We start from the raw sequence: 25179 nt of genomic DNA, 5'->3' as shown, positions 1-25179 counted from the left end.
TACAACATGCTGAATGGATCAGGCCGCCAGGATCTCGGCCAAGTCAGCCTCGGCCGTGGTGGTCCCTTTCAGGCCAAACTGCTCCTCCAGCACCTTGAGCAGGGCCGGGGTGAGGAAGGCCGGAGCGGTCGGGCCGGTGCGGATGTCCTTCACCCCGAGCGCCAGCAGGGTGAGCAGGATGACGATGGCTTTTTGCTCGAACCAGGAGAGCACCAGGGTCAACGGCAGATCGTTGACACCGCACTCGAATGCCTCGGAGAGCGCCAGGGCGAGCTGGATGGCGGAGTAGGCGTCGTTGCACTGGCCCACGTCCAGCAGGCGCGGAATGCCGCCGATGTCGCCGAAATCGAGCTTGTTGAACTTGTACTTGCCGCAGCCCAGGGTGAGCAGCAGGCTGTCCTGCGGTATCCCCTTGGCGAACTCGGTGTAGTAGGCGCGCTCGGCACGGTCGCCGTCACAGCCCCCCACCAGGAAGAAGTGACTGATCTCCCCGGCCTTGACCTTCTCGATCACCGCGGGGGCGGCCTGCATCAGGGCGTTGCGAGCAAAGCCGATGGTGATGAAGTGCTCCAGCTCAACGTGCTTGAAGCCTTCCAGCGCCTGGGCCTTGGCGATAACGGCAGAGAAGTCCTCTCCTTCCAGATGGGTCACCCCCGGCCAGCCGACGATGGAGCGGGTGAAGATGCGATCCGAGTAGTTGCCCACGTTCGGGTCGATGATGCAGTTGGAGGTCATCACCACGGCGCCGGGGAAGTTCGCGAACTCCTTCTGCTGGTTCTGCCAGGCGGAGCCGTAGTTGCCCACCAGGTGCGGATACTGCTTGAAGAAGGGGTAGGCCAGGGCCGGCAGCATCTCGCCGTGGGTATAGACGTTGATGCCGGTGCCTTTGGTCTGCTCCAGGATGAGCTTGAGATCCACCATGTCGTGGCCGGAGACCAGGATGCACTTGCCCGGCACCGGAGTGACGCGCACCTGGGTCGGCTCGGGGTGGCCAAACGCCGTGGTTTCGCCGAGATCCAGCATCTCCATGATGCGGAAGTTGAGCAGGCCTATCTCCATGGCGCACTTGAACAGGGGATCCAGATCGCTGGGATCCGTGCCGAGCCAGCTCATGATGCGGTGGAATTCGGCGGCTACCCCGGCATCCTGCTGATCCAGCACCCGGGCATGCTCCATATAGGCGGCGGCGCCCTTGAGGCCGTAGAGGCAGAGCAGACGCAGCCCCATGATGTCTTCATTGACCTCGCTCTTGCCGCGATTGACCGCAGTCTGGGGCGCATGGGCCAGCTGTTCCAGCAGCTCGCTGCCCGGCTCGAAGCGGGCGGCGGCAGGCAGATCGCTTACCTGCACCGCCAGCGGTGCCAGCTTGGCGGCCAGCTGCTGACGATAGGCCATCGCCTGATTCACATAGCCGACGATGCGCGCCGAGTCGAAGTTGACGTTGGTGAGGGTGGCGAAGAAGGCCTTGGGCACGAAGGCGTCGATCTCGTCATCGATCATGCCGTGCTCGCGGGCGGCCAGGGACCAGGCGCTGAGCCCCTGCAACGCATAGATCAGCACATCCTGCAGATCCGAGGTTTCAGCCGTCTTGCCGCACATGCCTTGTGCGTAAGCGCAGCCATTGCCTGCGGGGGTACGAATTGTCTGTTCACATTGCACACAAAACATCATGCCTCTCCTAATTGGACATTTCAGTTGTTTGTTTTGTGGCGATTCTATTCCCCCGGCTCAAAACTTAATAGGCATTCAATTTACCAATTAACTTTTCATTGATGCAGATCAAATACAAAAAAGCCGCCCAAATTGGGCGGCAAGCGGGTGGATAACATCAAAGACAATTCGGGATTGCAGCAACAGGGGATGCGGAACGATCGGGCCGGCGCCACTCGTGGCATCCGGCCCTGACTTCATCAGGCCAGATAGGCCCGCAGCATCCAGACCAGTTTCTCCTGCTGCTGCACATAGTCGGAGAGGATGGAGGCGGTACCCTCGTCACCGGCTTCGGCGGCCTGCCCCAGGATGCGGCGCTGGGCCACCAGTAGCTCGCGGAAACTCTCCAGCAGGGATTCGACGCAGGCACGGCCGTCGTGCAGCCCCTTCTGCTCGGGGATGGCTGAGACCTTGATGTAGTCGCTGAAGCTGTGCAGGGGCACCCCATCCAGGGTGAGGATGCGCTCGGCCAGGGCATCGACCTTCAGCAGCAGATCGTTGTAGATCTCTTCGAATTTCAGGTGCAGCTCGAAGAACTGGTTGCCGCGGATGTTCCAGTGGAAACCACGAACGTTCATGTAGAGGATCTGGTAGCTGGCCAGCAACTTGTTCAGCTCGGCGGCCAGGGCTTGTGATTGAACGGTATCAAGACCAATGGGGCTCTTCATCATTCACCTCCAGGTGGTAAACATTATCGGGAACGGAGTCAGCATATCCCCGCACAGACTCAAAGGACAATTGCTTGTACCTTGCCCATTGATAGCGATTGGCTATCGTCAGCAGGAAAAACACCCGCTCTCATCGCTCAAGCCGCTCGATATAGAGGATCACCTCCCCCAGATGAATGCCGAACTTGCTGATCTTCGCGCGATTGATCAGGCGATCTTCATCCAGCAGATACATCCAGTCATCGAAGCTCACCCGCACCACATCCCCGTCCGGCAGGGCCAGATCGAGTTGATAGCGCCAGTTCAGGGCAAAGCCTGCCGTCTTGCCCACCGCCTCCCCCACCACGTCCGAGGCGGTGCCGCGCCAGTGACCATCCGCCCCTTTGCTCAGAAACCAGGTGCGGGTCTGCTGGCGACCATCATCGAAATAGAACTGCTCGAACAGCTCCCCCTTGCCCTCTCGCCAGCGCCCCTGCATCTCGACCCGAAAGCGACTGGTCACTTCGCCGCTACGGTCCGTCACCAGGCCATGGGCCACCAGCTTGCCATTGAAGAAACGGGCGAGATCCCAGTTCGGGCCCTGCCCTCTATAGTCATCGAGGCTGGCGCCACAACCAGTCAGCAACAGCAGTGACCACAGCAGCAGAAGGCGCCATGTGCGGTAGAGAGGCATGCGGGACTCCAGTATCAGGGTTGGCCGCGCAGGCGGCGGGTAAGGGCGGGATCGCGACTGTTGTCGGCGAGCCAGATGGCCAGAAAGGCGGCGGAAAACTGCGGATCGGCAAGGGAACCCAGGGGCTTGTCCTGCCACCAGAAGTGACCGGCTCCCGCACTGTCCACATAGAAGGTGAGTCTGTCCCCAGCCCCGACATCGGGCCAGAGGGCGGCGAGCCGGCCGAGCCAGCGCTCGCGATCCGTCTCGCTGCCAAGGCCAAGCCGCTGCCACTCGGCGGCGGTGGCGCTCAGCAGATCTTCCCGCTCTATGGCTCTGGCATAGGTGAGGGTCAGGGCCTGCGGATAGCGACCCGGCTCGTAGCGTCCGCTCGCGCTGTAGAGGGTGGCGTCATAGAGCTTGAACCAGAGCCAGCTCATCTCCCCCTGCCCGACCGGGCTCAGTTGTTGCCAGGGGGTGGCAGAGGCCTGCACCGCACTGGCAAACAGCAGCGTCAGCGCCGCCAGCAAGGTGCTAGCTCCACCCCATGTGCCAATGGGTGGGATCTTCCAGTTCATGCCAGTCCATCTCCTGTTCCTGCAGGGTATTGATATCCTGCATCACCACGCTCGCCAGTTGACCTCGCGCATCCCGCTGGCAGGCCACCACCAGGTAGAAGCGGTCGGCCAGCTCGAACTGGCTCTCCTTGGTCCATTTGGAAAACAACAAGGCGTCGGTCGAAAAGGTGTTCATCTAGGCTCACCCTCCAGCGTCACCGTTACCCACAACAGTACGGGTAACCACCCCATCCAGATCACCGCCAGCAGCGCCGTGCTGATCCAGATGCCCCAGGGTAAGTGCATTGCCCCATGGCAGCCCCTGCCACATAGGAGCTCGCCCCCCACCATACAACAGCGCGCCTGCTGCCAGCGCGGCAAGGCCGAAGCCAGCGCAGACCGTGGGAGAGGGTCAGGGCAAAACCGCACCAGAGCAGCAACAGCCAGAGCGGGAAACCGGCCGGAAACTGGAACAGGCCGAGCCGCCAGAGCAGGATGTCGAGCAGACAGCCTGCCAGGGCGACGGGTATGAGCCGCCAGTCATACCGACGGCGGGGGGAGAAGAGAAAATGGAGCAACAACATCAGCAGCAGCGGGCCAGGTTGCTGCCATTTCACCGCCAGCAACCAGTAGAGGTTGAATCCCAGCAGGTGGGCCCACTGCCACATGGTCAGTGACCGCTCACTGGCAGATCACCGGACCAGCCAAGCGGGCCCGGCTTGGCCGCCTCCAGCTGCACCAGGCTGATGGCCCGCTCCCAGAAGCCCCCCTCGCAATAGGCAAAATAGAAGTGCCACAGCCGGATGAAGTCCTGGCTGTAGCCGAGCCTCGGCAGCTCGGGGGCCAGCGCCAGGAAGCGCTCGCACCAGTGGGCCAGGGTGCGGGCATAGTGGTGGCCGTGATCGTGCAGCCGCACCAGCTGCATATCGGTCTCCCGGGCGAGCAGCCCCGCCATCTGGGAGACGCTCGGCAGGCAGCCGCCGGGGAAGATGTAGCGCTGGATGAAGTCGACTCCGCGCAGATACTGGGCGTGGCGCTGATCGGCTATGGTGATGGCCTGGATCAGCAGGCGGCCACCGGGCTTGAGCAGGCGCGACAGCTGGCGGAAGTAGTCCGGCAGGAAGGCGTGCCCCACCGCCTCTATCATCTCGATGGAGACCAGCTTGTCGAAGTGCCCCTCCAGCTTGCGGTAATCCTCCAGCAGCAAGGTGATGCACTCCCCCAGCCCCTCCCGGGCAATCCACTCTTTGGCGTAGTCATGCTGGGCCTGGGAGATTGTCGTAGTGGTCACCCGGCAGCCGTAATGGCGGGCGGCATAGACGGCGAGGCCGCCCCAGCCGGTGCCTATCTCCAGCAGGTGATCCTCCGGTCCCAGCTCGAGCCGCTCGCAGATGGTGCGCAGCTTGGCCTGCTGCCCCTGCTCCAGGGTGGCCTCGGCGCTCGGGTAGATGGCGCTCGAATACTGCATGTGGCTGTCGAGGAAGCCCTGATAGAGGGCGTTGCCGAGATCATAGTGGGCGGCGATGTTGGATCTCGACCCGGTCAGGGTGTTGCGGCTGCGCCAATGACGCACCTTGTTGAACGGGAAGCTGAGCCAGCCGAGTCGCCGCTCCAGGGTGTCGAGCAGCGGCAGGTTGCGCGCCAGCAGCCGCACCAGCACCACCGGATCCGGGCTGGTCCAGAGCCCCTCCACCCAGGTTTCACCGGCGGCTATGCTGCCCCCCAGCAGCAGGCGGCGATAGAAGGCGGGATCCTGCACCACCACCTCGGCGTGCAGGTCAGTGCCCGCCACCCCGAAGCTGTGGCGCTCGTTGCCGTCCCGCAGCAGCAGTTGCCCCTGTTCGAGGCGTCCCAGCAGACTGAGCAGCAATTGCCTGGCCCCCTTGTCGATGAAAGAGGCAGAGAGGGTTGATTGAGCAAGTTCCATTAGCGGCTCTCCGGATGGCTAAAGATGGGAGTTCGTTTGATAAAAAGACGCAGGGCCTGCCAGTAGATCCCGAGCAGCACCTTGAGGGTCATCCAGGGCCAGCGGACGAGCAGGGCCGCGAGCCCAGGGCGCGACAGCGGCTCGCGGCGCAGCGCCAGGGTGGCGTCGAACAGCTTGGCCTCGCCGGATCTGGGATGACTCTCGATATGGATCAACGTCTCCTCTTCAGGCGGGCGGATGCGCCAGTGATAGCGCATGGCCAGCCCCATGAAGGGGGAGACGTGAAAGTCCTTGTCGTGGGGGGCCAGGGCCGCCAGATCCAGCAGATAGTAGTGGCGCTCGTTCCAGGGGGTGTTCGATACCTCCGCCAGCAGATAGCGCGCCTCCCCCTCCCGGTAGCAGAAGTAGAAGTTGACCGGGCTGAAGTAGAAACCCAGGCAGCGCACGTTGCCGAGCAGCAGCACCCGGCCGTCCGGCTCGGCGTCGCCACCCAGTTCGCTCACCTTGTCCCACACCGCCTGCTTGAGGGGCCCTTCGCCGCCAACCAGATAGTCGTTGCGGCGAAAGGAGAGCAGCCCCGCCCGCTCCACGCCAAACCAGCGTCCCTGGCTGAGCCCCGGCAGCTCGTCCAGATCCAGCCCCAGCATGAAGAGGCCGTAAGAGAAGGCGTGGCTGCGCGGCGCGAAGCGCCGGTGGCGCACCGAGCCCTGCCAGATGGCGCTGATGGTGTCGCTGGCGGCCTTCACAGGCTGGCTCCGAAGCGACTGGCTACGTCCAGGGCGCTGCGCACCCCGTCCTCGTGAAAGCCGTTGTACCAGTAGGCGCCGCAGAAATGGGTGTGCTGCCGGCTGCAGATCTCGGCCCGCCGCTGCTGGGCGGCGATGGAGGCCTGATTGAAGACCGGATGATGATAGACGAAGCGGCGCAGCACCTTGCTCTCGTCCACCCGGCCCTGGGGATTGAGGCTGACGCAGAAGGGTTGCGGCGAGCTTATCCCCTGCAAAATGTTCATGTTGTAGCTCACCAGGGGGCGCGCCTCGTCGTCGTCCCCGAGCTGATAGTTCCAGCTGGCCCAGGCCTTTGGCCGGAGCGGCAGGCAGCTCGCATCGGTGTGAAGCCAGACGTCGTTGGCCTGATAGGCCATGGCACCGAGAATGGCCTGCTCCCCTTCGCTCGCATCCGTCAGCAGGGCCAGGGCCTGATCGCTGTGACAGGCGAGGATCACCTCGTCAAAGTGCTCCTCCCCGTAGCCGCTTCGGATCAGCACCCCCTCGGCCGTGCGCCTTATCCCCTGCACCGGGCAGGCCAGCCGGATCCGCGGCAGCCAGCCTGCGGTGAGCGGGCCTATGTATTCCCGCGAGCCGCCCGGAATGACATACCACTGAGGACGGTTGGCCACATCCAGCAGGCCGTGGTTGGCAAAGAAACGCAGAAAGAAGCCCAGCGGAAAGGCGCGCATGTCCGCCAGGGTGGAGGACCAGATGGCCGCCCCCATGGGCAGTATGTAGTGACGGGCGAAGTAGTCGCTGAACTCCCCCAGTTGCAGGAAGTCCCCCAGGGTAGGTTCACTGCCACCGCCGTGGCGCCCAAGCTCCGCCAGCCAGGCGCGAGCCTCCCGGTTGAAGCGCAGTATCTCGGCGACGAAGCGGTAGAAGCGTGGGCTCAGCAGGTTGCTGCGCTGGGCAAACAGGGTATCCAGATTGTGGCCGTTGTACTCCAGCCCCTGGGGGCTCTTGACCGAGAAGCTCATCTCGGTGGGCTGGCGCGCCACCCCGATCCGCTCCAGCAGTTTCAGGAAATTCGGGTAGGTGCGATCGTTGAAGACGATAAAGCCGGTGTCGATGGCATAGCTGCGACCGGCCAGGCTGACATCCACGGTGGCGGTATGTCCGCCGAGCAGGGGGGCCGCCTCGAACAAGGTGATGTCGTGCCGCTTGTGGAGCAGAAAACCGGCGCTGAGACCCGAGATCCCGGAACCTATGATGGCGATCTTTTTCTTCATGAAGGGGATCCTTTCGAGATGAGGGTGCGCCCCAGCCGCAGCCAGAGCCCCGTCGGCAGTGCGCCCAGCAGGCGCAGCAGCCAGATGAAGCGACGGGGGAAGTGGATCTGGTGGCGACCGGCAGCCAGCCCGCCCATGATGGCGCGGGATGCCTCCTCCACCGTCACCAGACAGGGCATGGGAAAATCATTCTTCGCGGTGAGCGGCGTTTGCACGAAGCCCGGGCGGATCAGGGTGACCCCTATCCCCTTGCTGGCGAGATCGAGGCGCAGGGTATGGGCCAGATAATCGAGGGCCGCCTTGGAGGCGCCATAGGCCTCGGCCCTTGGCAGCGGCAGCCAGCTCACCGAGGAGCTGACGATGACGAGCCGCGACCCGGCCGCCAGCCGCGGCAGGAAGGCGGCCAGGGCGTGGCCGGTGGCGATGAGGTTGGTCTCGATCACCCGGGCAAACAGCGCGCTGTCAAATCCCTCGGCAACATCCATGTACTCGCAGTTGCCTGCGTTGAGGATCACCAGGTCCAGCGTGGGCAGACCGGCGGCGATCTCTGCCATGGCGACGCTGTCCCGTGCATCGAACTGCAGGGGAGTGATGCCGTGAAGCCCCAGCTCCTGCAGTCGCTCGCCGTCCCGGCCACAGCCCCACACCTGCCAGCCAGCGCGCCGATAATCGAGCGCCAGCTGGCGACCTATGCCGGAGGTGGCCCCGGTGATCAGCACGCGTCCGCTCATGCTCCCAGCCTCCCCTTGATGGCGCGCACCACGGGCCCGAGCAGCGGCAACTGCTCGTAGAGCATGGCGCCGAGATCGAAGTAGTCCCGGTGCAGGCAGATCTTGCCCCAGGCATCGAACTGCAGCCGGGTGGCGCCCTCGACCCGCACGGGCCGACCACCGGCGATCCTGGGGTGAGCGAAGATCATGACCCAGCTGAGCCAGGCTTCATTGCCCTGCTGCTGCTGGCTGGTGATCTCGAAGCGGCACTCCTTGAGCCGGTCGTAGAGGGAGGAAAAATAGCGGGTGAGCGCGGCCAGCCCCTCGATGCGGTGGGCCGGATCGATGAACACCACCTGCTCGGCATAGATCTCCGGCAGGCGGTGCAACTGGTGCTTGTCCAGCTGCAGGTAGAGGACGATGAAATGGGCCAGCGCGTCGTTCATGTTATTGCTTCTCCAGGTCACGGAACATCTCGATGGCCCTCACCCGTGCAACGGCATGATCCACCATGGGCGCCGGGTAGTCCTGCCGCCCCTTGAGCCGCAACCAGTTGTGGGGCTGGTGCACATGGGTGGCAGGCAGATCGGCAAGCTCAGATACCCAGGTACGGATAAACTCCCCTTGTGGATCAAATCGTTGCCCCTGAGTCGTCGGGTTGAACACCCGAAAGTAGGGGGCCGCATCGGCGCCTGTGCCCGCCGCCCACTGCCAGCCGCCATTGTTGGCCGCCAGATCCCCGTCGATGAGCTGGCTCATGAAGTAATCCTCCCCGAGCCGCCAGTGGATATGCAGATCCTTGGTCAGGAAACTCGCCACTATCATCCGCAGCCGGTTGTGCATCCAGCCGGTGGCGTTGAGGCAGCGCATGGCCGCATCGACTATGGGATAACCGGTGCGCCCCTCGCACCAGGCGGCAAACGCATCCGGGTCCCAGCTCCAGGGCAGGGCCGCCGTCTCTGGCTTGAAAGGGCGATTCATCGAGAGGGTCGGGATCAGTACCAGCAGGTGGCGATAGAACTCGCGCCAGATGAGTTCATTGAGCCAGACGAAACCGGGCTGCGCCTTGGACTGGGGCCGGCCGCCGAGTCGCTGCTGCAAGGCCGCCACGCATTGACGGGGGCTGACGATGCCCGCCGCCAGATAGGGGGAGAGGATGGAGGTACCCGCCAGCGCCGGAAAATCCCGGGTCTCGCCGTAGTCCAGCACCCCCTGATCCAGGAAGGCATGCAGCCGCCGCAGGGCCTCGGCCTCCCCCACCGGCCAGCGGGGATCCGGGGTCAGCTCCCCGATCCCCTCATCGACAGAGGCCCGCTCGGCCAGCGGCTGCCAGGGCAGGGGCTCGCCCCGGGGTGCCGGGGCTCTGTGGATGACGAAGCCATCCTCATCCAGCGCCTTGAGCCAGGCGCGGCTGAAGGGGGTGAAGACCTTGAACATCTCCCTCCCGCCGGTCAGCACCCGTCCAGGGGGCAGCACGCAGCAGCCGTTGAGCCAGTGGCAACTCACCTCCTGCTCTGCCAGCGCGGCGGTGACCGCATGGTCCCGGCGCTGTTCGTCAAGCTCGATGGCCTGATTGGCGTAGAGCTGGGTGACGCCGAGCTCGCGGCAGAGGTCAGCCAGCGCCGCAGGCACCTCGGCAAAGGTCTCGACTCGCAGCAGATGGAGCTGGATGCCGAGGGCCGCCAGCTCCCGGCCCAGCTCATCCACCTGGGCCAGGATGAAGCGCTGGCGGATGGGGGCCATCTTGTGCTGCCGCCACTGGGTGGGGGAGATGATGAAGAGTGCGGCGACCGGCTCATCGCTGGCGCAGCCATGACGCAGCGCCGGGTTGTCGGAAAGGCGCAAGTCATTGCGAAACCAGACCAGCCTCATGATCTCTTGCTCCCGCGCCCGCTCAAGCCACGGGCGGCAGGCCTGTCCGCCATCACCTCGGCCAGGGTCGCCCGCCAGCCGTGAGCGGCCAGCCAGTCAGCGTCATAGAGTCGCCCCAACTCGCCAAAGAGCCGGGTACCGGCAGGCCAGTCGGCGGCCAGCGCCGGCTTGCCGAGGCCGGCCCCCAGCAGCACCCGCCAGGGGGTGAGGGCTCGCCCCTCCAGCAGGGCGACGTGGCGCGGCTCCACCGCCCCCAGCAACTGCACCTCATAGCCCTGACCTATCAGCTCGTAGGCCGCCCAGACCAGATCGAGAGGGCCCACCTGACCCCAGCTCGCCAGGGTGACCGGCAGCCCCTTCTCCTGCTCGATGAGGTGGCGGGCGAAGCGGGTGTGGAGCCAGCCCAGCCACACCTGTTGCAGCAGCTCGCCATCCGGCCGCTCGCGCCACAGGCCCAGCAGCCGCTCCACCAGCGGCTGCAGCACCCGGCTGCGCACCAGCTCGAAGGGGTAGCTCGCCAGCAGGTCGTTAAGCTCGGCCTCCGCCTTGCGCTGGTTGAAGGCGAGCAGCGCCTGGCTGAACTGCTCCAGGGTCTGCTGCCAGTGATCGCTCACCGGCTGGGACTGGGGCTCGCTCAACAGCCCCTTCACCTGGCCTATGCTCACCCCCCGCTCCAGCCAGCTCAGGATCTCGCCTATCTGGCGGATATCCTGCTCGCTGTAGAGGCGGTGCCCCTTGTCGGTGCGGGCGGGCTGCACCAGGCCGTAGCGGCGCTGCCAGGCGCGCAGGGTGACGGCATTGACGCCGGTGAGGCGGGAGACCTCGCGGATGGGGTAGACCCCCTCGTCCGGCTTGGCGGCATCATCTTGTGGTACATCTGACATGGTGACTTCCATTCAACAGGGTATGGGCGCCCCGAGCCCAGAGGCTGCGGCGGGGCACAAGCGAATTCAGAGCTCGTCACGCAGCTTGCGCGTATCGGGATGTGGCTCTGGATAAGGCTGATCTCGCCATTCTCAAAGCCCGTAACGCAATTTCAGCGTATCGGGATGCGGGTTGAGATAGACCTGCTCGGACAAGTAGGCATTGGGGTATTCCCGCAGGTAGTGGCGGATCAGGGTGAGGGGCACCAGCAGCGGGAAGATGCCGGTGCGGTACTTGTCTATGGTGTCGCAGAGCTCCTGCTTCTGGGCCGGGGTCAGCACCCGCTTGAAATAGCCCTGCAGGTGCATCAGCACATTGGTGTGGCTGCGACGGTTGGCACGCAGGGTCAGGGCCGCCATCAGGCCCTTGATGTAGTTGTCGGCCACCTCCTGCAGGTTGGCCTTGCCGAGGTTGCCGAGCAACTTGCCAAGGGTGCGGTAGTGGGTGGTGGCGTGGGAGAGCACCAGGTACTTGTAGCGCGAATGAAAGCGGATAAGGGCGGCGGCGGTGATCCCGCTGGCGCAGAGCTGCTGCCAGTCGTGATAGGCGAAGACCCGCAGCACGAAGTTCTCCCGCAGTATGGGATCGCACAGGCGGCCGTCTTCCTCCACCGGCAGCAGGGGGTTGGCCTCCATCAAGGCCTTGGCAAAGAGACCAATTCCCTCCTTGGCGCTCCCTTCGTTGTTGGCGCCATAGATGCGCACCCGCTCCATGCCGCAGCTGGGTGACTTGGCACAGAGGATGTAGCCGGAGATGAAGTCGAGCTGGCGCGCCTTCTGCTCGCTGAAGGCGATGAGCCGCTCGGTGACGTCGAAGCTGCCGTTGCTCGCCTCGGCCCGCACCTCCCCATGGCGCTTGACCAGGCGGATGGCGGCGCGGGGTGCGCCGAGGCCGATGGCCATCTCGGGGCAGACCGGGTGATAGTCGAAGTGGGCGCCAAGATCCCGTTCGCAGAAACTGGAGCGCTTGTGGCCCCCGTCGAACCGCACTTCCTGCCCCAGCAGACAGGCACTGATACCGACCTTGATCTTGTACATGATTGCGCCCCTTGTATAAGCATTGAACCAGTTATAGCAGTTATACAAAGAAATGAAAGTTGTATAACTATTACGGACCGATACGACACAAGGGGGAAAACAGGATCACCGGAAAATGAAAAAGCCCATGACCGGGGTCATGGGCAAAATGGACGTCACGACAGACAGGGAAATCAGAAGCTGTATTTCACACCCAGGCTGGTGATGGATCCTTTCTGCAGATCCCAGTTGCGGTAGGTGTAATCGGCGGTGAGGGCCAGGTTCTGGCTCACCTTGTAGGCGGCACCCGCCTTGAAGTCGTGCATGTCGTCGGTCATGTTGGCGTAGCGATAGCCGGTGGAGAGCTCGACGGCGCCGATGTCGTAGCGCAGGCCTACTTCACCGTAGAGGCTGCCGCTCTGCTTGCGGGTGATGTCGTCCCAGCCGCTGTCGTTGACGTTGGAGGCAAGCTCGCGCTCCATGCTGTAGCCCATCAGACCCGCTTCACCGTACAGGTTCAGGCCGGTGCTGAGGGGAGTGAATACCCCCATACCCAGATTGGAGATGGCCATGCTGTCATTGCCGCTGTTGCGGGAGGTGTATTCGGAGCCGAAACGGCCGTAGAAGTTGGAGCCGAAGCTCTTGGAGAGATCCAGGCTCAGACCACCGAAATCGCGGTTGTTGCTGTCCTTGCCACCGACGTAGTCGGACTTGGTGTGTGCCCAGGTGGCAGATCCCTTGGCGTAGCTGAACGCATCTTGCGCCAGGACGGAGGTGGAAGAGAGGCCGGCCAGAACCAGAACAGACAGTGCGAGTTTTTGCATTTAGTTGACTCCGATTGTTGAGTTAGGCGGAACCTAACTGGAATGGAGCCATTGTGACGGGCGAGGGGGGAGGTGCCGAGCGGCAAGCTGTTGCCAAACCATGTCAGATGTAAGCAGATATTGCTGGCGGTTACCGGAGCAACACTCCATGGGGGACGGGCCTGCCCGTCCCCGCCGCTATCCTAGCGGAATTCCACTTCGTCGATCTGCACCCGCACCAGCGGCTTGCCGGTCAGATTGGCCGGGCGGGCCAGCTCGATGGCCCGCGACGGACGCTGCTCGCCCTTGCGCAGATAAGATTCAGGCAGACGATTCTCCCCGACCCAGAAGCGCACCGGCTGGGTCGCCAGCTGCACCCCCTCGGCACTGAACAGGGTCAGGCTGCCGTTGACCCGCACCACGTTGCGGCTGCCGGTGTTGCTCACCATGAACTGCAGACGCAGCGGATCCTCGCCCTCCACCTGGTTCAGGGTCACCGTGATCCCGTCCCGGGTCGCCTGGGCCAGCAGGTCGGGATTGGCCAGGGCCTGCTCGGTCAGCACGGGCGCCGCCACGCTCGTCGTCACCGTCTTGCCGGCCACCGTCTCGGCGGGCTTCACCAGCAGGTATTCCCAGGTGAAGTCGTCGTTGAGCTGCACCTGACGGCCATCGGCCAGGGTGACCTGGGTCAGGGGCGCGGCCTGGGCCAGCATGGGGGAGAGGCAGAGGGCAAGCAGCAGTCTGGACAAGGGTTTCATGGGCAGATGACTCGATAGGGATGCAGAAGGAGCAGTATAAAGAGTCGGGCTGCCCTTGCCTATGACCCGACTCACGTTACGGGCCTGGGCCGGGGTCAGATGACCAGCTGCTGGGGGTCTTCCCCCGATACCATGTCCAGGGTCACCAGATCGAACTGGGCGCTCTTGAGCGCCTTCTGGATGCTCGGCTGCATGTCGAACACCAGGGCCCGCATACGCTGGGGCACCCTGATCCTGGCCAGGGTGGTGACCCTGTCCGCCAGGGTATGGAAGAAGACCTGGGCCCCGTCCAACCCCATGTCGAACAGCATCTGCTCGGCCATGTCCACCATGCGCAGGTGGCGCCGGTCCAGGGACTCGACGTCGGAGAAGCGCTGGCTCAGGCAAGCCTCTCCCCCCGCCCCCCACAGGGCCAGCTGGCGCTTGTGGAAGCCATAGCGAAAGTCCCTGTGAGTCATGCCCTGCTCGGCAAAGATCCAGAGGGTATTGGCCGGCACGCTGTCGAAACGCCGCAGATACTCCCGCATCTCCTCCACCGAGGCCGACATCAGGATAGGGGGGCCGTCATCGTGCTCGAGCTGCTGGCAGAGGTAGCGCACCGGATCCGTCACCTCCGCGAGGTGGCCGAGGTGCACGCTGAAGATCATCTCGTCGGTCCTGATCACCTGGTGGGCGATGCCGTAGTGCTTGCAGTAGCGCTTGGCCCGGGCCACCGCCTTGCGACTCAGGGTCGGGTTGTCCAGGGTGATGGCCCGAAAGCGGACCCCGCTGGCCCGGCACAGATCCATGCTGTAGCAGGACTCCAGCCGGCCGGAGAAGGAGACAAGCAGTTCGCCGTAACCGGCCAGGGTATTGATGAGCCTCTGTTCCCTGGCCTGAAATAGCTGATCGTATCCCCGATTCAGCGCGACGACATTGGCATCCATAACAACGGCTCCGGATGATGAATAGGATGTTATTTTGCGATGACAAAGCTGAATAGACACTTAAAGAATGGGGACAAAGTTGTTCTTTATTCGTCCAAGAGGCAAATCAGCCCCCCTTTTCTCCGGGCCCGGCGAAGGGCCCCTCAGGCGGGCAACCATCCCTGCTCGACCAGCTGCCGGCGGCATGCGGGGGCGTCGGTGAACACCATGCCCTGCAGGCCGAGCGCCCGGGCCGCCGCCACGTTGGCCGGGCTGTCGTCGATAAAGAGACACTCTCCGGCCTTGAGGTCGAACGACACAAGCAGATAGCGGTAGATGTCGGGCTCGGGCTTGAGCATCCGCACCCGGGCCGACACCACCTTGCCGCTGAAGAAGCGCCAGAACTCCTGATGCTGCTCCAGCCAGTCGATGCTGGCATGGCCCATGTTGGAGAGGGCGTAGAGCCGGTGACCGGCACTGTGCAGCGCCTCGATAAGCGCCACCATGGCAGGATCCGGCTGCAGGGAGGCGGGCACCGCCTGCAGGATGGCGAGGTTCTGTGCCATGGGCAGGCCGGTGCGCGCCTCTGCCTGGCGCGCCATGGCGTGCAGGGAGAGGGTGCCCCTGTCCACCTCCAGCCAGTCGGGGTGGTTGAACAGCAGCTCCGCCAGGGCCTCGGCGCCATCCGGTCCACGCACCGAGCGCACTATGCCGACCGGATCCCAGCTCACCACCACCCGTCCCAGATCGAAGATAATCGCCATCCTCTCGCCTCCCTCTCATTGACCAGCAACAACGGGACCGGTGTGACACTCATTCGTCCAGGGATCCCGACCACCTACCCTGCCCCGTTCAACGCACCGGGGCAAGTTTTACTTGCATCGGCGTGCCAAATCCCTTAATGGTTATGACGTTACATTCAGGACAACATCATGCACACACCATTCTTCTTTGCTTTCTCGTTTATCCGGCCCTCATGAGGGAAGGCCCTGTCGTCGCATCAACAGAAAGCAAAGACGAATCGAGCCTCCCCCCGCGGAGGCTTTTTTTTGCAGCAACCACCACAGAAGATTTGGATAGGGAACCACCATGGCAACGCTCGACGAGATCAGACAAGACATCACCCAGTTGGATCAGGAGCTGCTCGCCCTGCTGGCCAAACGCAAGACCCTCAGCATCGAGGTTGCCCGCGCCAAGCAGGCCAATCCCCGTCCCATCCGCGACACCCAGCGGGAGCAGGATCTGCTGGTTGCCCTGATCCAGAAAGGGCGTGCCCTCGGACTGGATGCCCAGTACATCACCCGCATCTACCACACCATCATCGAAGACTCCGTGCTCTCCCAGCAGGCCTACCTGCAGAGCCTGCTCAACCCCCAGCAGCAGGAGCCCATGACCAGCGTCGCCTACCTGGGCCCGCGCGGCTCTTACTCCAGCCTGGCCGCCCGCAAATACCTGGCGCGCTACAAGGATCAGGTGATAGAGGTGAACTGCCAGAACTTCCGCGAGGTGCTGGACACCGTGGAGTCGGGGCGCGCCGCCTTCGGGGTGCTGCCCATCGAGAACACCAGCTCGGGCTCCATCAACGAGGTGTACGACGTGATGCAGCACACCACCCTCTCCATCGTCGGTGAGCTGACCTACCCCATAGAGCACTGCATCCTCACCGCCGTGCCCACCGAGCTGTCCCGCATCAAGACCTTCTACGCCCACCCCCAGGTGTTCCAGCAGTGCTCCCACTACCTCAGCAAGCTGGAAGGGGCGCGCCACGAGATCTGCGACTCCTCCTCCAGCGCCATGATGAAGGTGAAGGAGCTGGGGAGCCCGGAGGCGGCGGCCATCGGCAGCGCCGCCGGGGGCGAGCTGTATGGCCTCGACGTGCTGGCCGAGCAGCTCGCGAACCAGAAGGAGAACTACAGCCGCTTCATCGTAGTGGCGCGCAAGCCCATCGACGTGGCGCCCCAGATCCCGGCCAAGACCACCCTCATCATGTCCACCTCCCAGAAGCCGGGCTCCCTGGTGGAGGCGCTGCTGGTGCTGCGCAGCCACGAGATCAACATGACCAAGCTGGAATCCCGTCCGGTGCAGGGCAACCCCTGGGAGGAGATGTTCTACCTGGATGTCTCCGCCAACCTGCAGACCCCAGAGATGCAGGCCGCCCTGCTGGAGCTGACCAAGATCACCCGCTACGTCAAGGTGCTGGGCTGCTACCCGAGCGAAGACGTCAAGCCGACCGCAGTGCCGCCGGTGCTGATGGGCAGCTAAGCCCCGAACGGCAAGAGGCGAGCATCAGGCTCGCCTCTCTCTTTCGTCTCCTCCCCGCTGGCGGCGCCGCAGCCCCCAGTCCCCCGATTTAGCGTTCGGAAAAACTGAGCGACATATCCCCATCATTCACTCCTGTTATACGACCTGGGCCGCCAACCGGGCCCCAGACTCACGCCGGCGGGGTGCCAACCCCGCTCCTGCCCCCTGCCGACCCGACCCCCGGACAACAAAAAGGCGAGCCTGCGCTCGCCTTTGTCTGTGCTGTGACGACCGCCTGGCTCATGCCGGCGTCCGCACGCACCCGCCCTGGAACTGACCCGACATCGGCTGGCTCAGGTGACGGAGGATAACGTCCCGCTTCGGGTGCTAGAACTGGCCCGCCATCAGCTGGTTCAGGTGACAGAGGGTGGCGTCCCGCTCCTGGCGCTAGAACTGGCCCGCCATCAGCTGGTTCAGGTGATAGAGGTTGCGGGTGTCGAGCTCCAGCTCGGTGGCATAGGTGTTGCCACGGGGATAGGTCGCCACCACACGGGCACCGCGCACCATACCGGCCACAGACACATCCAGGGAGTTGGAGGTCTGGGTCAGGTCCTTGTAGCTGCTCTGGCCACGCACCTGCTGGCCGTTGAGCTGCTCCGCCAACTCCCGGTAGGCGTCCATCTTGGACGCGCGGATAGCCTGCAGCATCTTCTCCGACTGGGAGGGGCCGGGCTGGATGTCGATCACCGCGTAGCCCACCGCCTTGAGCACCGGGAAGTCATCCGGCTTCTCCCCCTGGTCGTAGTTTACGACCCGGTTCCCGCTACACGCCGTCAGCAACATGGCCATCAGGCAACCCAACAAGATTTTCATCGCTTTCTACTCCTCAGAAATCAGGGGGTCAGGTTGACCAGATGGCCGGACGCGCTCTGGCCGCCCCGCATCAGGTAACCCCGGTTGACCGATGCCCGGCCAAACGAGTTGCTGGCGCCGGACAGATATTGTTGCGGGATCAGGCTCTGGGCCGTGGTCTCCACCATCTTGGTACGCAGATCGATGATCCTGGCATTGACCAGGATCCCCTGCGAATTGCGGCTGAAGGTGCCGGTCAGGATCCGGGAGATGGGCAGGCGGGCGGAGAGATCCTTGTAGTTGCGGCTCATCACGAAATCTCCACTGGGGGTCACTTGAATGCTGCCCGTGGTCTTGAAGTCCACCACTACCTCACCGCGCCGGTTCAGCTCGTAGATGAAGCTCTCCTCGATCTGCAACCCCATCCAGTTGGTGTCTTTCAGGGTGTCGAGATCGACGAAGGAGGCGACGGCGATGGGCTCGCTCAGGGTGGTGAGGGACTTGCGCTCCATCAGCTGATCCGTCATGCGGGCCACCAGCCAGTTGAGCTCCATCCCCTTGGCCGCCTGCCGGGGATCCCCTTGATCCCGGTTGATGGGGTCGGCCGACCCGCAGCCGGCCAGCGCCAGCGCAATCGCCAGCGCCGTGATAATTCTGTTCATGGATACCTGTTCCTGTATCTACACCTGACTTGTTATCGGTCGCAGCGGCCAACACTTGAGACGGGAATGCGCCAAGGATCGCCCGATGATCCGCCAGAGGGCCTTGGGCGGCGCCAATAAAGAGGCTGGAGCCTGGAAATGCGGCGAGCTGTACACCCTTTCGCCGGAACAAGGCATGGATCTTGCTTTTATTTGCGCACCCGGTGCAAACCAGGCCAGTGTCCATGAAGCCGCTCATCCGCCCCCCGGGGTGCAAGAGGGGTTCGTCTATTCAAGGTGTACGTTATGAAAGTTGTGCTGCTGTCAACCCTGTTGCTGGCCAGTCTGTCGGCCCGCGCCGAGCTCATAGAGGCGCAAGGCAGTGCCGCCATCCTGGGGGGCGACGAGGTCTATGCCCGCGAGCAGGCGACCCGGGATGCGCTGCGTCAGGCCCTGCTGGCCAGCGGCGCCTCCGTCTCCAGCATCCAGCGCCTGGAGAACGGCAGCCTGCGCTCCGAGCAGATCCAGATCCGCTCCGGCGGCGACATCCGCCAGTACCGCCTCAAGCGCGAGGAGGTGCGCAACGGCCGCATGTACATCACCCTGGTGGCCGACATCCAGGCCGAGCGGCAGATCTGCCAGACCCAGCACTACGCCAAGGATTTGACGCTGGTACGCCTGCGCATGCGCTACCCGGATCAGGCGAGCACCGGCGCCCTCGACGACATGCCGGCGGATCTCTCCCGCCGCCTGTTCGAGACCCTGGCGGCGGTGCCCCAGGGGGTGGTCGCCCGCCAGTGGCTGGACGAGAACCTGCGCATCGATCCCCTCCACCTGCAGCAGGGGGATCGCAGCGCCCTCGAGGAGATCAAGGCCCTGAGCCTGCGCACCGACAGCCAGTATCTGGTGCTCGGCAGCATCGACGATCTCTCCCTCGAGCCCCAGGGCAACCAGCTGACCAGCTGGTATGAAGACCCGATCCGCAACTTCCGCATGCAGCTCTACCTGTTCGACGGCATCAACGGCAGCCTGCTCGGGCGCAAGGAGTATCAGGGCCGGGCCAACTGGACCTTCTCCAAGCGGGAACAGGTGGGCAGCCACAGCGGCCAGTTCTGGCAGTCCAGCTACGGCCAGGAGGTGAGCTACCAGCTGAAGGAGGCGGCCCAGGACATCATCGCCGAACTCGCCTGCGCCCCCGTCACCGCCCGCATCGTGGCCCAGCACGAACGGGGCCCCCACATCAGCCTGGGCCGTCGCAACGGGGTCAAGCTCGGGGATCAGTTCCGCGTCCAGCACAGCGCCGACTTCATCGACCCCTATGGCAAGTCCCGGGTGATGCGCAACCCCGCCGACGGCCTGTTCGAGGTGGTGCAGGTGTTCGAGGATGGCGCCATCATCAGCAGTCAGAACAAATATTCGCCGTTTAATGTACAAATCGGTGATTTGGCCGTATTGGAATAGGAATCAAGGGTTTAAAAGCACAATGCTTCTTGTATAATGCCCGCCACAAGGTTCCCGTAGCTCAGCAGGATAGAGCGGTCCCCTCCTAAGGGACAGGCCACTGGTTCGACTCCAGTCGGGAACGCCATACAAAACAAGGGGTTGGCATCGAAAGATGCCAACCCCTTGTGCCTTTCTGGCCCAGGCGGCCAGCCCCGACCCTCCCAGGCAAAGCCTCCCGGCACCAAGCGGCGCGCCAGATACGGATCCCCGCTCGCCTGCTCCCTTCCTGACCGAAACAACTGTCATCTACGCTTGAAGTGCGCCGTCCGGGATGACGGCCACTCCTCATCCGTTCGAGAAAAAGAAGGACATCATGGCTAGCAAGAAAAAATCCAAAGCAGAACAGCCGGTACCGGTCACCGAGCCCAAGCCCCTTGGCAACAAGGCATACGAGAAGGAGCTGCGTCGCCTGCACGTGGAGCTGGTGAAGCTGCAGCAGTGGGTAGTGCACAAGGGGCTCAAGGTCTGCATCGTCTTCGAGGGGCGCGACGGCGCCGGCAAGGGGGGCACCATCAAGGCGATCACCGAGCGGGTCAGCCCCCGGATATTCAGGGTCATAGCGCTGCCGGCCCCCACGGAGCGGGAGAAGAGCCAGCTCTATTTCCAGCGCTATATTCCGCATCTGCCGGCGGCGGGCGAGATCGTCATCTTCGATCGCAGCTGGTACAACAGGGCCGGAGTGGAGCGCATCATGGGCTTTTGCAGCCAGGAGGCGAGCGACAAATTCCTGGCTGGCACCCCCATGGTGGAAAAAGCGCTGGTGGACTCTGGCATCATTTTGCTGAAGTACTGGCTGGAGGTGACCCCGGAAGAGCAGGAGCGACGGCTGCGGGATCGCATCGACGATGGGCGCAAGATCTGGAAGCTCTCCCCCATGGACATCAAGTCCTTCGATCGCTGGGATGACTACACCCGGGCGCGGGACGCCATGTTCATCGCCACCGACACCGCCTGGGCCCCCTGGTTCGTGGCTCGCTCAGAGGACAAGAAACGGGTGCGGCTCAACATCATCTCCCACCTGCTGAACCACATTCCCTACGAGGAGCTGCCAGCCGAGCCGGTCAAGCTGCCAAAACGCAAGATTGGCAAGGTCAAGGCCTCGGAGCACCCGCTCCGGGTGATCCCGGAACTCTTCTGATCACCGTCAAGGGGCAGCCTCCGGCTCGCCCCTTGTCCCCTCACTCCCTGCTCTGCTGATACTGGCGGATGAGTGTCCTGGCATTGGGGGGCTTCTGGCTCGTCCCTTGCCCCCTCAATCCCTGCTCTGCTGATACTGGCGAATGGCCGCCCAGGCATTGAACAGGGCATTGGGGAACCTCCGGATCATTCCTTGCTCTCTCACTCCCTGCTCTGCTGATACTGGCGAACCGCCGCCCTGGCATTGAACAGCATGCGATCCTCCCCCAGCTGGTCGGCCAGCCCGCTGCGGCGCACGTTCTCGAGCACCCCGGGATTGAGCCCAGCCAGCCAGAGGGTGACCCCCCTGGCGCGGGCCTGCTGCTCCCCCTCCATCAGCATCATCAGCGCCGAGTACTCCACGTCCTGCACCCGGCTCATGTCCAGCACCACCACCTCGGGCTGGTGAGTCTCGGTCAGCTCGCGGATCCGGGCCGCCACATGCTGCACATTGATGAAGAAGAGGCGCCCCTCCGGCCGCAGGATGAGCAGGCCAGGAATCGTCTCGTCATCAGGATGGCGCGCGACCAGCGGCCTCAGCACATCCTCCCCGGGCTTGCGGCCAATCACATAGACGGGCGGCTGCGCCGTCTGGCTGGCCAGCCCCAGCAGGGAGGCCAGGATGGCGACCACTATCCCCTCCAGGGTGCCAAACAGCAGCACCCCCAGGCAGGCGATGGCGGCCCAGCGAAACTCCATCATGCGAATCTGCCCTATCTTGCGAAACTCCCCCGGCTGGATGAGCCCCACCGAATAGACGATGACCACCACCGCCAGGGTGGCGCTCGGCAGCCAGGAGAGCAGCGGGGCGAGGAAGATCATGGTGGCCAGCGCCATGGCGGCGGTGACGGCGGAGGCCCACTGGCTCAGGCCCCCGACGGAGCGCACCACGGCGGTCTGGGAGGTGCCGCCCCCCGCCGGCATGCTGCCGCAGAAGGCGCCCCCCAGGTTGGCCAGCCCGGTGGCCACCAGCTCGCGGTTCGGGTTGATCTCGGGCTCTTCCTTGCCCACAAAGGCCCGCCCTGCGGCTATGGTCTCGGTGAAGCTCATCAGCGCTATGCCCGCCGCCCCCGGCAGCAACTGCAACACCAGGGTCAGGTCCGGCATCGTCAGGGCGGGCAAGCCGGTGGGGATGGTCCCGACTATGGCCACCCCCGCCTCGTTCAGGCCAAAGCCCCACACCAGGGCGATGCCGATGCCCACCCCCAGCAAGGGGGCGGGGGAATGGGGGAAGCACCACTCCATGAACACCAGCACCACCAGGGTGGCCAGGGCGACTCCCAGGGTCAGCCAGGAGCTCTGGGGCAGGGCCAGCCCCAGGTGGTAGAGATCCAGGAAGAAGTTCTCCTTCTGCAGGTGCACCCCGAACAGCTTGGGCAGCTGATCGAGGATGATCACCAGCCCTATGCCGCTCTTGAACCCCACCAGCACCGGCAGGGAGATGAAGTTGGCCACGAAGCCGAGCCGCAGCACCGCCGCCAGCATCAGCATGGCCCCCACCAGCAGGGTCAGGGTGGCGGTCACTGTGAGCAGCCGACCGGGATCCCCGTCCGGCACCACCAGCCCGAGCTGGGTCGCGGTCAGGATAGCCAGGGTACTGGTGGAGCTGACGCTGAGCACCCGGGAGGAGCCCAGCAGGGCGTAGAGCAGCATGGGCACGAAGGCGGTGTAGAGACCGACGGCCACCGGCAGACCGGCCACGCTGGCATAGGCCATGGCCTTGGGCAGCACGACCGCCGCCGCTGTGACGCCGGCCAGCAGGTCGGACAGGGAGCGCCTTGGCGCCGACGCGGGTGATGACATCTTATCCTCCATGAACTCATGGCCCTATGGCCCCGATGCTGCACCGGCGCTCGAATGACCGTTGCCAGCCTATGACCATGGCCGCTCGCCCAGGCGTGCGAGCCATGTCTCATCGCACCATCAAGTGTACGCGCCCCGCCTTGCGTCGGGCTGAATGCCTTGAGAGTCGCGGCGGGGAAAGCCCGCAGAGCGGGCCATCGCTCTCCCTCTGTTGGCAACCCCCTATACTTCAGCGACGTTGCGCCGCCGGCCAGCCCCCCTTCCAAGAGGAGATCCCCCTTGCTGCGACTGCTTCCACTTCTGCTGATCTGCCTGGTGAGCCCGCTCCGGGCGCTGACACTGACGCCCCTGGTGGAGGGGCTCAACCATCCCTGGGGGCTGGTCCTGCTGCCGGGGGGCGGCTATCTGATTGGCGAGCGCCCGGGCCGCCTGCTGCGCATCGACGCCGACGGCGAGCGCCATGTCATCTCGGGTCTGCCCCCCATCGCCAATCAGGGTCAGGGGGGCCTGCTCGATCTCGCCCTGGACGACGAGGGCTGGCTCTATCTCAGCTACAGCGAGCCGGGGGACGGCGGAGCCGGCACCGCCGTGGCCCGGGCCCGGCTGCAAAAGGATACCCTCGTCGACTGGCAACTGCTGTTTCGCCAGCAGCCCAAGGTGGCCGGCGGCGCCCACTTCGGCTCCCGCCTGGTACTGACCGAGGACGGCTATCTCTTCATCACCCTAGGCGATCGCTACAGCGAACGGGAGCGGGCCCAGACGCTGGATAACCACCTCGGCAAGACGGTGCGCCTGCACAAGGATGGCCGGGTGCCCGCCGACAATCCCTTCGTCAAGACGGCGGGGGCCCTGCCGGAGATCTGGAGCCTGGGCCATCGCAACATGCAGGGGGCCGCCCTGCGCCCAGGCAGCCAGCAGTTCTGGGCCCACGAGCACGGCCCCCAGGGCGGGGACGAGGTGAACCTCATCCTGCCGGGCCACAACTACGGCTGGCCCAGAGTGACCTTCGGCGAGGAGTACGGGGGCGGCAAGATTGGTGTGGGCCAGAGCGCGCCGGGTCTGACGCCGCCGCGCTGGATCTGGGTGCCCTCCATCGCCCCCTCGGGCATGGCGTTTTATCAGGGCGCCCTGTTCAAGGTGTGGCAGGGAGATCTGCTGGTCGGCGCCCTGCGCGGTCAGGCCCTGCTGCGCCTTCGCCTCGCGGGGGACAAGATTGTCTCGGAGGAGCGGCTGCTGACCGATCTCGGGGAGCGGATCCGTACCCTGCAGGAGGGAGCGGACGGCGCCCTCTATCTGCTGACGGACTCAGGCAAGGGGCGCCTGCTCAAACTGACCCCATGACATGGAGGCCGGCCCCGGACCGGGCGCCGGCGAGGAGGAAGCATGAACAAGAATCGAACCCTGCTGGTGCTCTGTGCCAGCCTCTGGTTGCTGGGCTGCAACACCATCCACGGGGTGGGACGGGACATAGAGAAGGCGGGCGAGGTGATCCAGGGATCCGCCAACCTGACGAGCGAGCCTCAGGCCGGCAAAGAGTGACAGGCTGACACAGTCACTCGACGCCGGAGGCCAGGCTGGCCAGCGGCGCCATGGTCACCCTGACCCCGTGCTGCGCCAGCGCCTCCCGGGCGCTCTGGGGCAGTTGCTCGTCGGTGATCACCTGATCGATCGCATCCCAGCCCACCACGTTGAAGGTGCCCACCTTGCCATATTTGGACGAGTCGCAGATGAGGATGCGGGTCGCCGCCGACTCCACCACGGCCCGCTTCACCGGCACCTTCTGCTCGCTCGGGGTGGAGATCCCCTGCCCGTCCCAGGAGGAGGAGGAGAGGAAGGCAACGTCCAGATGGAGGTTGCGCAGGAAGTGGGCGGTGGCCTCACCGGCGCAGGACTGGTTCTCGCGAATGACCTGGCCCCCGGTGTGATAGAGGCGGCAGCGACCGTGCTCGATGAGGTAGGCGCACACCATGAAGTCGTTGGTCACTATCATCAGATCTTCCCGCAGCGCCAGCTCCCGGGCCAGCTCCAGGGAGGTGGTGCCGGCATCCAGATAGACGGTGCTCCCCTCGCTCACCTGGGCGGCGGCGAGCCGGGCGATGGCCAGCTTGGCCCCCTGCATCAGGCTGCGCTTGGTGGCGTGAGAGGGCTCGCTCTTGATCCGCTGGGAGAGGCTGACCCCGCCCGAGACGGAGAGCACCCGCCCCTGCTCCTCCAGCTTCTGGATGTCGCGCCTGATGGTCATGTGGGAGACCTGCAACCAGTCGGTCAGCTCCACTATGCTGACCACGCCGCGCTCTGCCAGCAGTTGCAGGATACGTTGCTGTCGCTCTACGGGAATCATCTTGCCTCGCACCTCGGGGAAGGGAAGGCGCCATTCTACCCCAGCGACCTGGGAAAAAATGATAATTAACCTGAAACGAGCTCACAAATCACATTTTCTCACAAAAATGGCGCCATTT

The 25179-nt window shown here is 64.3% G+C and carries 27 protein-coding genes, 1 tRNA gene and 1 other annotated feature; of the genes, 6 read left to right on the top strand and 22 right to left on the bottom strand.

Annotated features, from left to right (window positions below; translation table 11 throughout):
* Positions 1 to 18: 18 nt before the first annotated feature.
* From hcp to ACWPWQ_RS00420, 18 genes are all read right to left on the bottom strand, one after another.
* Entirely contained in the window at positions 19 to 1668 is a 1650-nt protein-coding gene (gene hcp, locus ACWPWQ_RS00505) for a hydroxylamine reductase (RefSeq protein WP_454008756.1), read from the bottom strand.
* Between the two features lie 242 nt (positions 1669 to 1910).
* The gene (locus ACWPWQ_RS00500) at positions 1911 to 2378 is read right to left on the bottom strand and encodes a Dps family protein (RefSeq protein WP_139434208.1); all 468 of its coding nucleotides are present in this window, start codon (positions 2376 to 2378) and stop codon (positions 1911 to 1913) included.
* A 130-nt stretch (positions 2379 to 2508) separates the two neighbouring features.
* Positions 2509 to 3051, bottom strand: coding sequence for a DUF3833 domain-containing protein (locus tag ACWPWQ_RS00495; protein WP_454008755.1), 543 nt, complete (start codon positions 3049 to 3051; stop codon positions 2509 to 2511).
* 14 nt (positions 3052 to 3065) lie between these two features.
* A complete protein-coding gene (locus ACWPWQ_RS00490) occupies positions 3066 to 3608 on the bottom strand; it encodes a chalcone isomerase family protein (RefSeq protein WP_162519112.1) in 543 nt (180 codons plus the stop codon).
* Positions 3565 to 3783 (bottom strand): TIGR02450 family Trp-rich protein, encoded by a 219-nt coding sequence (locus ACWPWQ_RS00485; RefSeq protein ID WP_454008754.1) that lies wholly within the window; start codon positions 3781 to 3783, stop codon positions 3565 to 3567. The genes ACWPWQ_RS00490 and ACWPWQ_RS00485 overlap by 44 nt, the downstream gene beginning before the upstream one ends.
* Positions 3784 to 3844: 61 nt before the next feature.
* A complete protein-coding gene (locus ACWPWQ_RS00480) occupies positions 3845 to 4255 on the bottom strand; it encodes a DUF2878 family protein (protein ID WP_454008753.1) in 411 nt (136 codons plus the stop codon).
* A 2-nt stretch (positions 4256 to 4257) separates the two neighbouring features.
* Positions 4258 to 5514: a class I SAM-dependent methyltransferase gene (locus ACWPWQ_RS00475; protein ID WP_454008752.1), complete on the bottom strand. Its 1257-nt coding sequence runs from the start codon at positions 5512 to 5514 to the stop codon at positions 4258 to 4260.
* Positions 5514 to 6260, bottom strand: a complete 747-nt coding sequence (locus ACWPWQ_RS00470; RefSeq protein ID WP_454008751.1) for a DUF1365 domain-containing protein — start codon at positions 6258 to 6260, stop codon at positions 5514 to 5516. Before ACWPWQ_RS00470 ends, ACWPWQ_RS00475 begins: the two co-directional genes overlap by 1 nt.
* Positions 6257 to 7516: an NAD(P)/FAD-dependent oxidoreductase gene (locus ACWPWQ_RS00465; RefSeq protein WP_454008750.1), complete on the bottom strand. Its 1260-nt coding sequence runs from the start codon at positions 7514 to 7516 to the stop codon at positions 6257 to 6259. Before ACWPWQ_RS00465 ends, ACWPWQ_RS00470 begins: the two co-directional genes overlap by 4 nt.
* Positions 7513 to 8247: an SDR family NAD(P)-dependent oxidoreductase gene (locus ACWPWQ_RS00460; RefSeq protein WP_454008749.1), complete on the bottom strand. Its 735-nt coding sequence runs from the start codon at positions 8245 to 8247 to the stop codon at positions 7513 to 7515. The genes ACWPWQ_RS00465 and ACWPWQ_RS00460 overlap by 4 nt, the downstream gene beginning before the upstream one ends.
* On the bottom strand, positions 8244 to 8672 hold the full coding sequence (locus ACWPWQ_RS00455; protein WP_202046980.1) for a nuclear transport factor 2 family protein: 429 nt from the start codon (positions 8670 to 8672) through the stop codon (positions 8244 to 8246). Before ACWPWQ_RS00455 ends, ACWPWQ_RS00460 begins: the two co-directional genes overlap by 4 nt.
* A 1-nt stretch (position 8673) precedes the next feature.
* Positions 8674 to 10098 carry a deoxyribodipyrimidine photo-lyase gene (gene phrB, locus ACWPWQ_RS00450; RefSeq protein WP_454008748.1) on the bottom strand — a complete coding sequence of 475 codons (1425 nt, stop codon included), beginning with the start codon at positions 10096 to 10098 and terminating at the stop codon, positions 8674 to 8676.
* The gene (locus ACWPWQ_RS00445) at positions 10095 to 10982 is read right to left on the bottom strand and encodes a MerR family transcriptional regulator (RefSeq protein ID WP_454008747.1); all 888 of its coding nucleotides are present in this window, start codon (positions 10980 to 10982) and stop codon (positions 10095 to 10097) included. The genes phrB and ACWPWQ_RS00445 overlap by 4 nt, the downstream gene beginning before the upstream one ends.
* A 132-nt stretch (positions 10983 to 11114) precedes the next feature.
* Positions 11115 to 12059, bottom strand: a complete 945-nt coding sequence (locus tag ACWPWQ_RS00440; protein ID WP_265435762.1) for a YbgA family protein — start codon at positions 12057 to 12059, stop codon at positions 11115 to 11117.
* Between the two features lie 173 nt (positions 12060 to 12232).
* Entirely contained in the window at positions 12233 to 12862 is a 630-nt protein-coding gene (locus ACWPWQ_RS00435; RefSeq protein ID WP_139434196.1) for an autotransporter, read from the bottom strand.
* Positions 12863 to 13044: 182 nt separating this feature from the next.
* Positions 13045 to 13599 (bottom strand): DUF3157 family protein, encoded by a 555-nt coding sequence (locus tag ACWPWQ_RS00430; protein WP_139434195.1) that lies wholly within the window; start codon positions 13597 to 13599, stop codon positions 13045 to 13047.
* Positions 13600 to 13694: 95 nt separating this feature from the next.
* Entirely contained in the window at positions 13695 to 14525 is an 831-nt protein-coding gene (locus ACWPWQ_RS00425) for an adenine nucleotide alpha hydrolase family protein (protein ID WP_202046984.1), read from the bottom strand.
* Between the two features lie 143 nt (positions 14526 to 14668).
* Positions 14669 to 15268 carry an HAD family hydrolase gene (locus ACWPWQ_RS00420; RefSeq protein ID WP_454008746.1) on the bottom strand — a complete coding sequence of 200 codons (600 nt, stop codon included), beginning with the start codon at positions 15266 to 15268 and terminating at the stop codon, positions 14669 to 14671.
* A 164-nt stretch (positions 15269 to 15432) separates the two neighbouring features.
* Positions 15433 to 15555, top strand: a sequence feature (Phe leader region).
* Between the two features lie 38 nt (positions 15556 to 15593).
* On the opposite strand from ACWPWQ_RS00420, the gene pheA reads away from it, so the two are divergent.
* Positions 15594 to 16766, top strand: coding sequence for a prephenate dehydratase (gene pheA / locus ACWPWQ_RS00415; protein ID WP_202046986.1), 1173 nt, complete (start codon positions 15594 to 15596; stop codon positions 16764 to 16766).
* 426 nt (positions 16767 to 17192) lie between these two features.
* Here pheA and ACWPWQ_RS00410 read toward each other — a convergent pair whose 3' ends face one another.
* Complete coding sequence (locus tag ACWPWQ_RS00410; RefSeq protein WP_171272455.1) at positions 17193 to 17618, bottom strand: LPP20 family lipoprotein; 426 nt, start codon at positions 17616 to 17618, stop codon at positions 17193 to 17195.
* A gap of 20 nt (positions 17619 to 17638) precedes the next feature.
* Positions 17639 to 18259, bottom strand: coding sequence for a FlgO family outer membrane protein (locus ACWPWQ_RS00405; RefSeq protein ID WP_042650349.1), 621 nt, complete (start codon positions 18257 to 18259; stop codon positions 17639 to 17641).
* 285 nt (positions 18260 to 18544) lie between these two features.
* Between ACWPWQ_RS00405 and ACWPWQ_RS00400 the strand changes: the two genes are divergently transcribed.
* The 3 genes from ACWPWQ_RS00400 (at position 18545) to ppk2 (ending at position 20879) form a co-directional block, all read left to right on the top strand.
* On the top strand, positions 18545 to 19699 hold the full coding sequence (locus ACWPWQ_RS00400) for a flagellar assembly protein FlgT (RefSeq protein WP_404837016.1): 1155 nt from the start codon (positions 18545 to 18547) through the stop codon (positions 19697 to 19699).
* Positions 19700 to 19749: 50 nt separating this feature from the next.
* A tRNA-Arg gene (locus tag ACWPWQ_RS00395) sits at positions 19750 to 19826 on the top strand.
* Between the two features lie 228 nt (positions 19827 to 20054).
* On the top strand, positions 20055 to 20879 hold the full coding sequence (gene ppk2, locus ACWPWQ_RS00390; protein WP_247627116.1) for a polyphosphate kinase 2: 825 nt from the start codon (positions 20055 to 20057) through the stop codon (positions 20877 to 20879).
* Positions 20880 to 21079: 200 nt separating this feature from the next.
* Here the strand turns inward: ppk2 and ACWPWQ_RS00385 are convergent, their stop codons facing one another.
* Positions 21080 to 22720 (bottom strand): SulP family inorganic anion transporter, encoded by a 1641-nt coding sequence (locus tag ACWPWQ_RS00385; protein WP_454008745.1) that lies wholly within the window; start codon positions 22718 to 22720, stop codon positions 21080 to 21082.
* Positions 22721 to 22999: 279 nt separating this feature from the next.
* Between ACWPWQ_RS00385 and ACWPWQ_RS00380 the strand changes: the two genes are divergently transcribed.
* Together ACWPWQ_RS00380 and ACWPWQ_RS00375 are read left to right on the top strand one after the other, a co-directional pair.
* A complete protein-coding gene (locus tag ACWPWQ_RS00380; protein WP_454008744.1) occupies positions 23000 to 24061 on the top strand; it encodes a PQQ-dependent sugar dehydrogenase in 1062 nt (353 codons plus the stop codon).
* Between the two features lie 42 nt (positions 24062 to 24103).
* Positions 24104 to 24259 (top strand): entericidin A/B family lipoprotein, encoded by a 156-nt coding sequence (locus ACWPWQ_RS00375; RefSeq protein WP_139434185.1) that lies wholly within the window; start codon positions 24104 to 24106, stop codon positions 24257 to 24259.
* Positions 24260 to 24272: 13 nt separating this feature from the next.
* On the opposite strand, the gene ACWPWQ_RS00370 is transcribed toward ACWPWQ_RS00375, so the two are convergent.
* A complete protein-coding gene (locus ACWPWQ_RS00370) occupies positions 24273 to 25061 on the bottom strand; it encodes a DeoR/GlpR family DNA-binding transcription regulator (protein WP_202047020.1) in 789 nt (262 codons plus the stop codon).
* Positions 25062 to 25179 lie beyond the last annotated feature (118 nt).

This window comes from Aeromonas sp. Marseille-Q7275, from assembly GCF_965119515.1.
This window is presented reverse-complemented; position numbering and strand designations above follow the sequence as displayed.

Coding starts and splice junctions, on each gene's coding strand:
- hcp (WP_454008756.1), bottom strand. CDS start 1,668: ATGTTTTGTGTGCAATGTGAACAGACAATTCGTACCCCCGCAGGCAAT.
- ACWPWQ_RS00500 (WP_139434208.1), bottom strand. CDS start 2,378: ATGAAGAGCCCCATTGGTCTTGATACCGTTCAATCACAAGCCCTGGCC.
- ACWPWQ_RS00495 (WP_454008755.1), bottom strand. CDS start 3,051: ATGCCTCTCTACCGCACATGGCGCCTTCTGCTGCTGTGGTCACTGCTG.
- ACWPWQ_RS00490 (WP_162519112.1), bottom strand. CDS start 3,608: ATGAACTGGAAGATCCCACCCATTGGCACATGGGGTGGAGCTAGCACC.
- ACWPWQ_RS00485 (WP_454008754.1), bottom strand. CDS start 3,783: ATGAACACCTTTTCGACCGACGCCTTGTTGTTTTCCAAATGGACCAAG.
- ACWPWQ_RS00480 (WP_454008753.1), bottom strand. CDS start 4,255: ATGTGGCAGTGGGCCCACCTGCTGGGATTCAACCTCTACTGGTTGCTG.
- ACWPWQ_RS00475 (WP_454008752.1), bottom strand. CDS start 5,514: ATGGAACTTGCTCAATCAACCCTCTCTGCCTCTTTCATCGACAAGGGG.
- ACWPWQ_RS00465 (WP_454008750.1), bottom strand. CDS start 7,516: ATGAAGAAAAAGATCGCCATCATAGGTTCCGGGATCTCGGGTCTCAGC.
- ACWPWQ_RS00460 (WP_454008749.1), bottom strand. CDS start 8,247: ATGAGCGGACGCGTGCTGATCACCGGGGCCACCTCCGGCATAGGTCGC.
- ACWPWQ_RS00455 (WP_202046980.1), bottom strand. CDS start 8,672: ATGAACGACGCGCTGGCCCATTTCATCGTCCTCTACCTGCAGCTGGAC.
- phrB (WP_454008748.1), bottom strand. CDS start 10,098: ATGAGGCTGGTCTGGTTTCGCAATGACTTGCGCCTTTCCGACAACCCG.
- ACWPWQ_RS00445 (WP_454008747.1), bottom strand. CDS start 10,982: ATGTCAGATGTACCACAAGATGATGCCGCCAAGCCGGACGAGGGGGTC.
- ACWPWQ_RS00440 (WP_265435762.1), bottom strand. CDS start 12,059: ATGTACAAGATCAAGGTCGGTATCAGTGCCTGTCTGCTGGGGCAGGAA.
- ACWPWQ_RS00435 (WP_139434196.1), bottom strand. CDS start 12,862: ATGCAAAAACTCGCACTGTCTGTTCTGGTTCTGGCCGGCCTCTCTTCC.
- ACWPWQ_RS00430 (WP_139434195.1), bottom strand. CDS start 13,599: ATGAAACCCTTGTCCAGACTGCTGCTTGCCCTCTGCCTCTCCCCCATG.
- ACWPWQ_RS00425 (WP_202046984.1), bottom strand. CDS start 14,525: ATGGATGCCAATGTCGTCGCGCTGAATCGGGGATACGATCAGCTATTT.
- ACWPWQ_RS00420 (WP_454008746.1), bottom strand. CDS start 15,268: ATGGCGATTATCTTCGATCTGGGACGGGTGGTGGTGAGCTGGGATCCG.
- pheA (WP_202046986.1), top strand. CDS start 15,594: ATGGCAACGCTCGACGAGATCAGACAAGACATCACCCAGTTGGATCAG.
- ACWPWQ_RS00410 (WP_171272455.1), bottom strand. CDS start 17,618: ATGAAAATCTTGTTGGGTTGCCTGATGGCCATGTTGCTGACGGCGTGT.
- ACWPWQ_RS00405 (WP_042650349.1), bottom strand. CDS start 18,259: ATGAACAGAATTATCACGGCGCTGGCGATTGCGCTGGCGCTGGCCGGC.
- ACWPWQ_RS00400 (WP_404837016.1), top strand. CDS start 18,545: ATGAAAGTTGTGCTGCTGTCAACCCTGTTGCTGGCCAGTCTGTCGGCC.
- ppk2 (WP_247627116.1), top strand. CDS start 20,055: ATGGCTAGCAAGAAAAAATCCAAAGCAGAACAGCCGGTACCGGTCACC.
- ACWPWQ_RS00385 (WP_454008745.1), bottom strand. CDS start 22,720: ATGTCATCACCCGCGTCGGCGCCAAGGCGCTCCCTGTCCGACCTGCTG.
- ACWPWQ_RS00375 (WP_139434185.1), top strand. CDS start 24,104: ATGAACAAGAATCGAACCCTGCTGGTGCTCTGTGCCAGCCTCTGGTTG.
- ACWPWQ_RS00370 (WP_202047020.1), bottom strand. CDS start 25,061: ATGATTCCCGTAGAGCGACAGCAACGTATCCTGCAACTGCTGGCAGAG.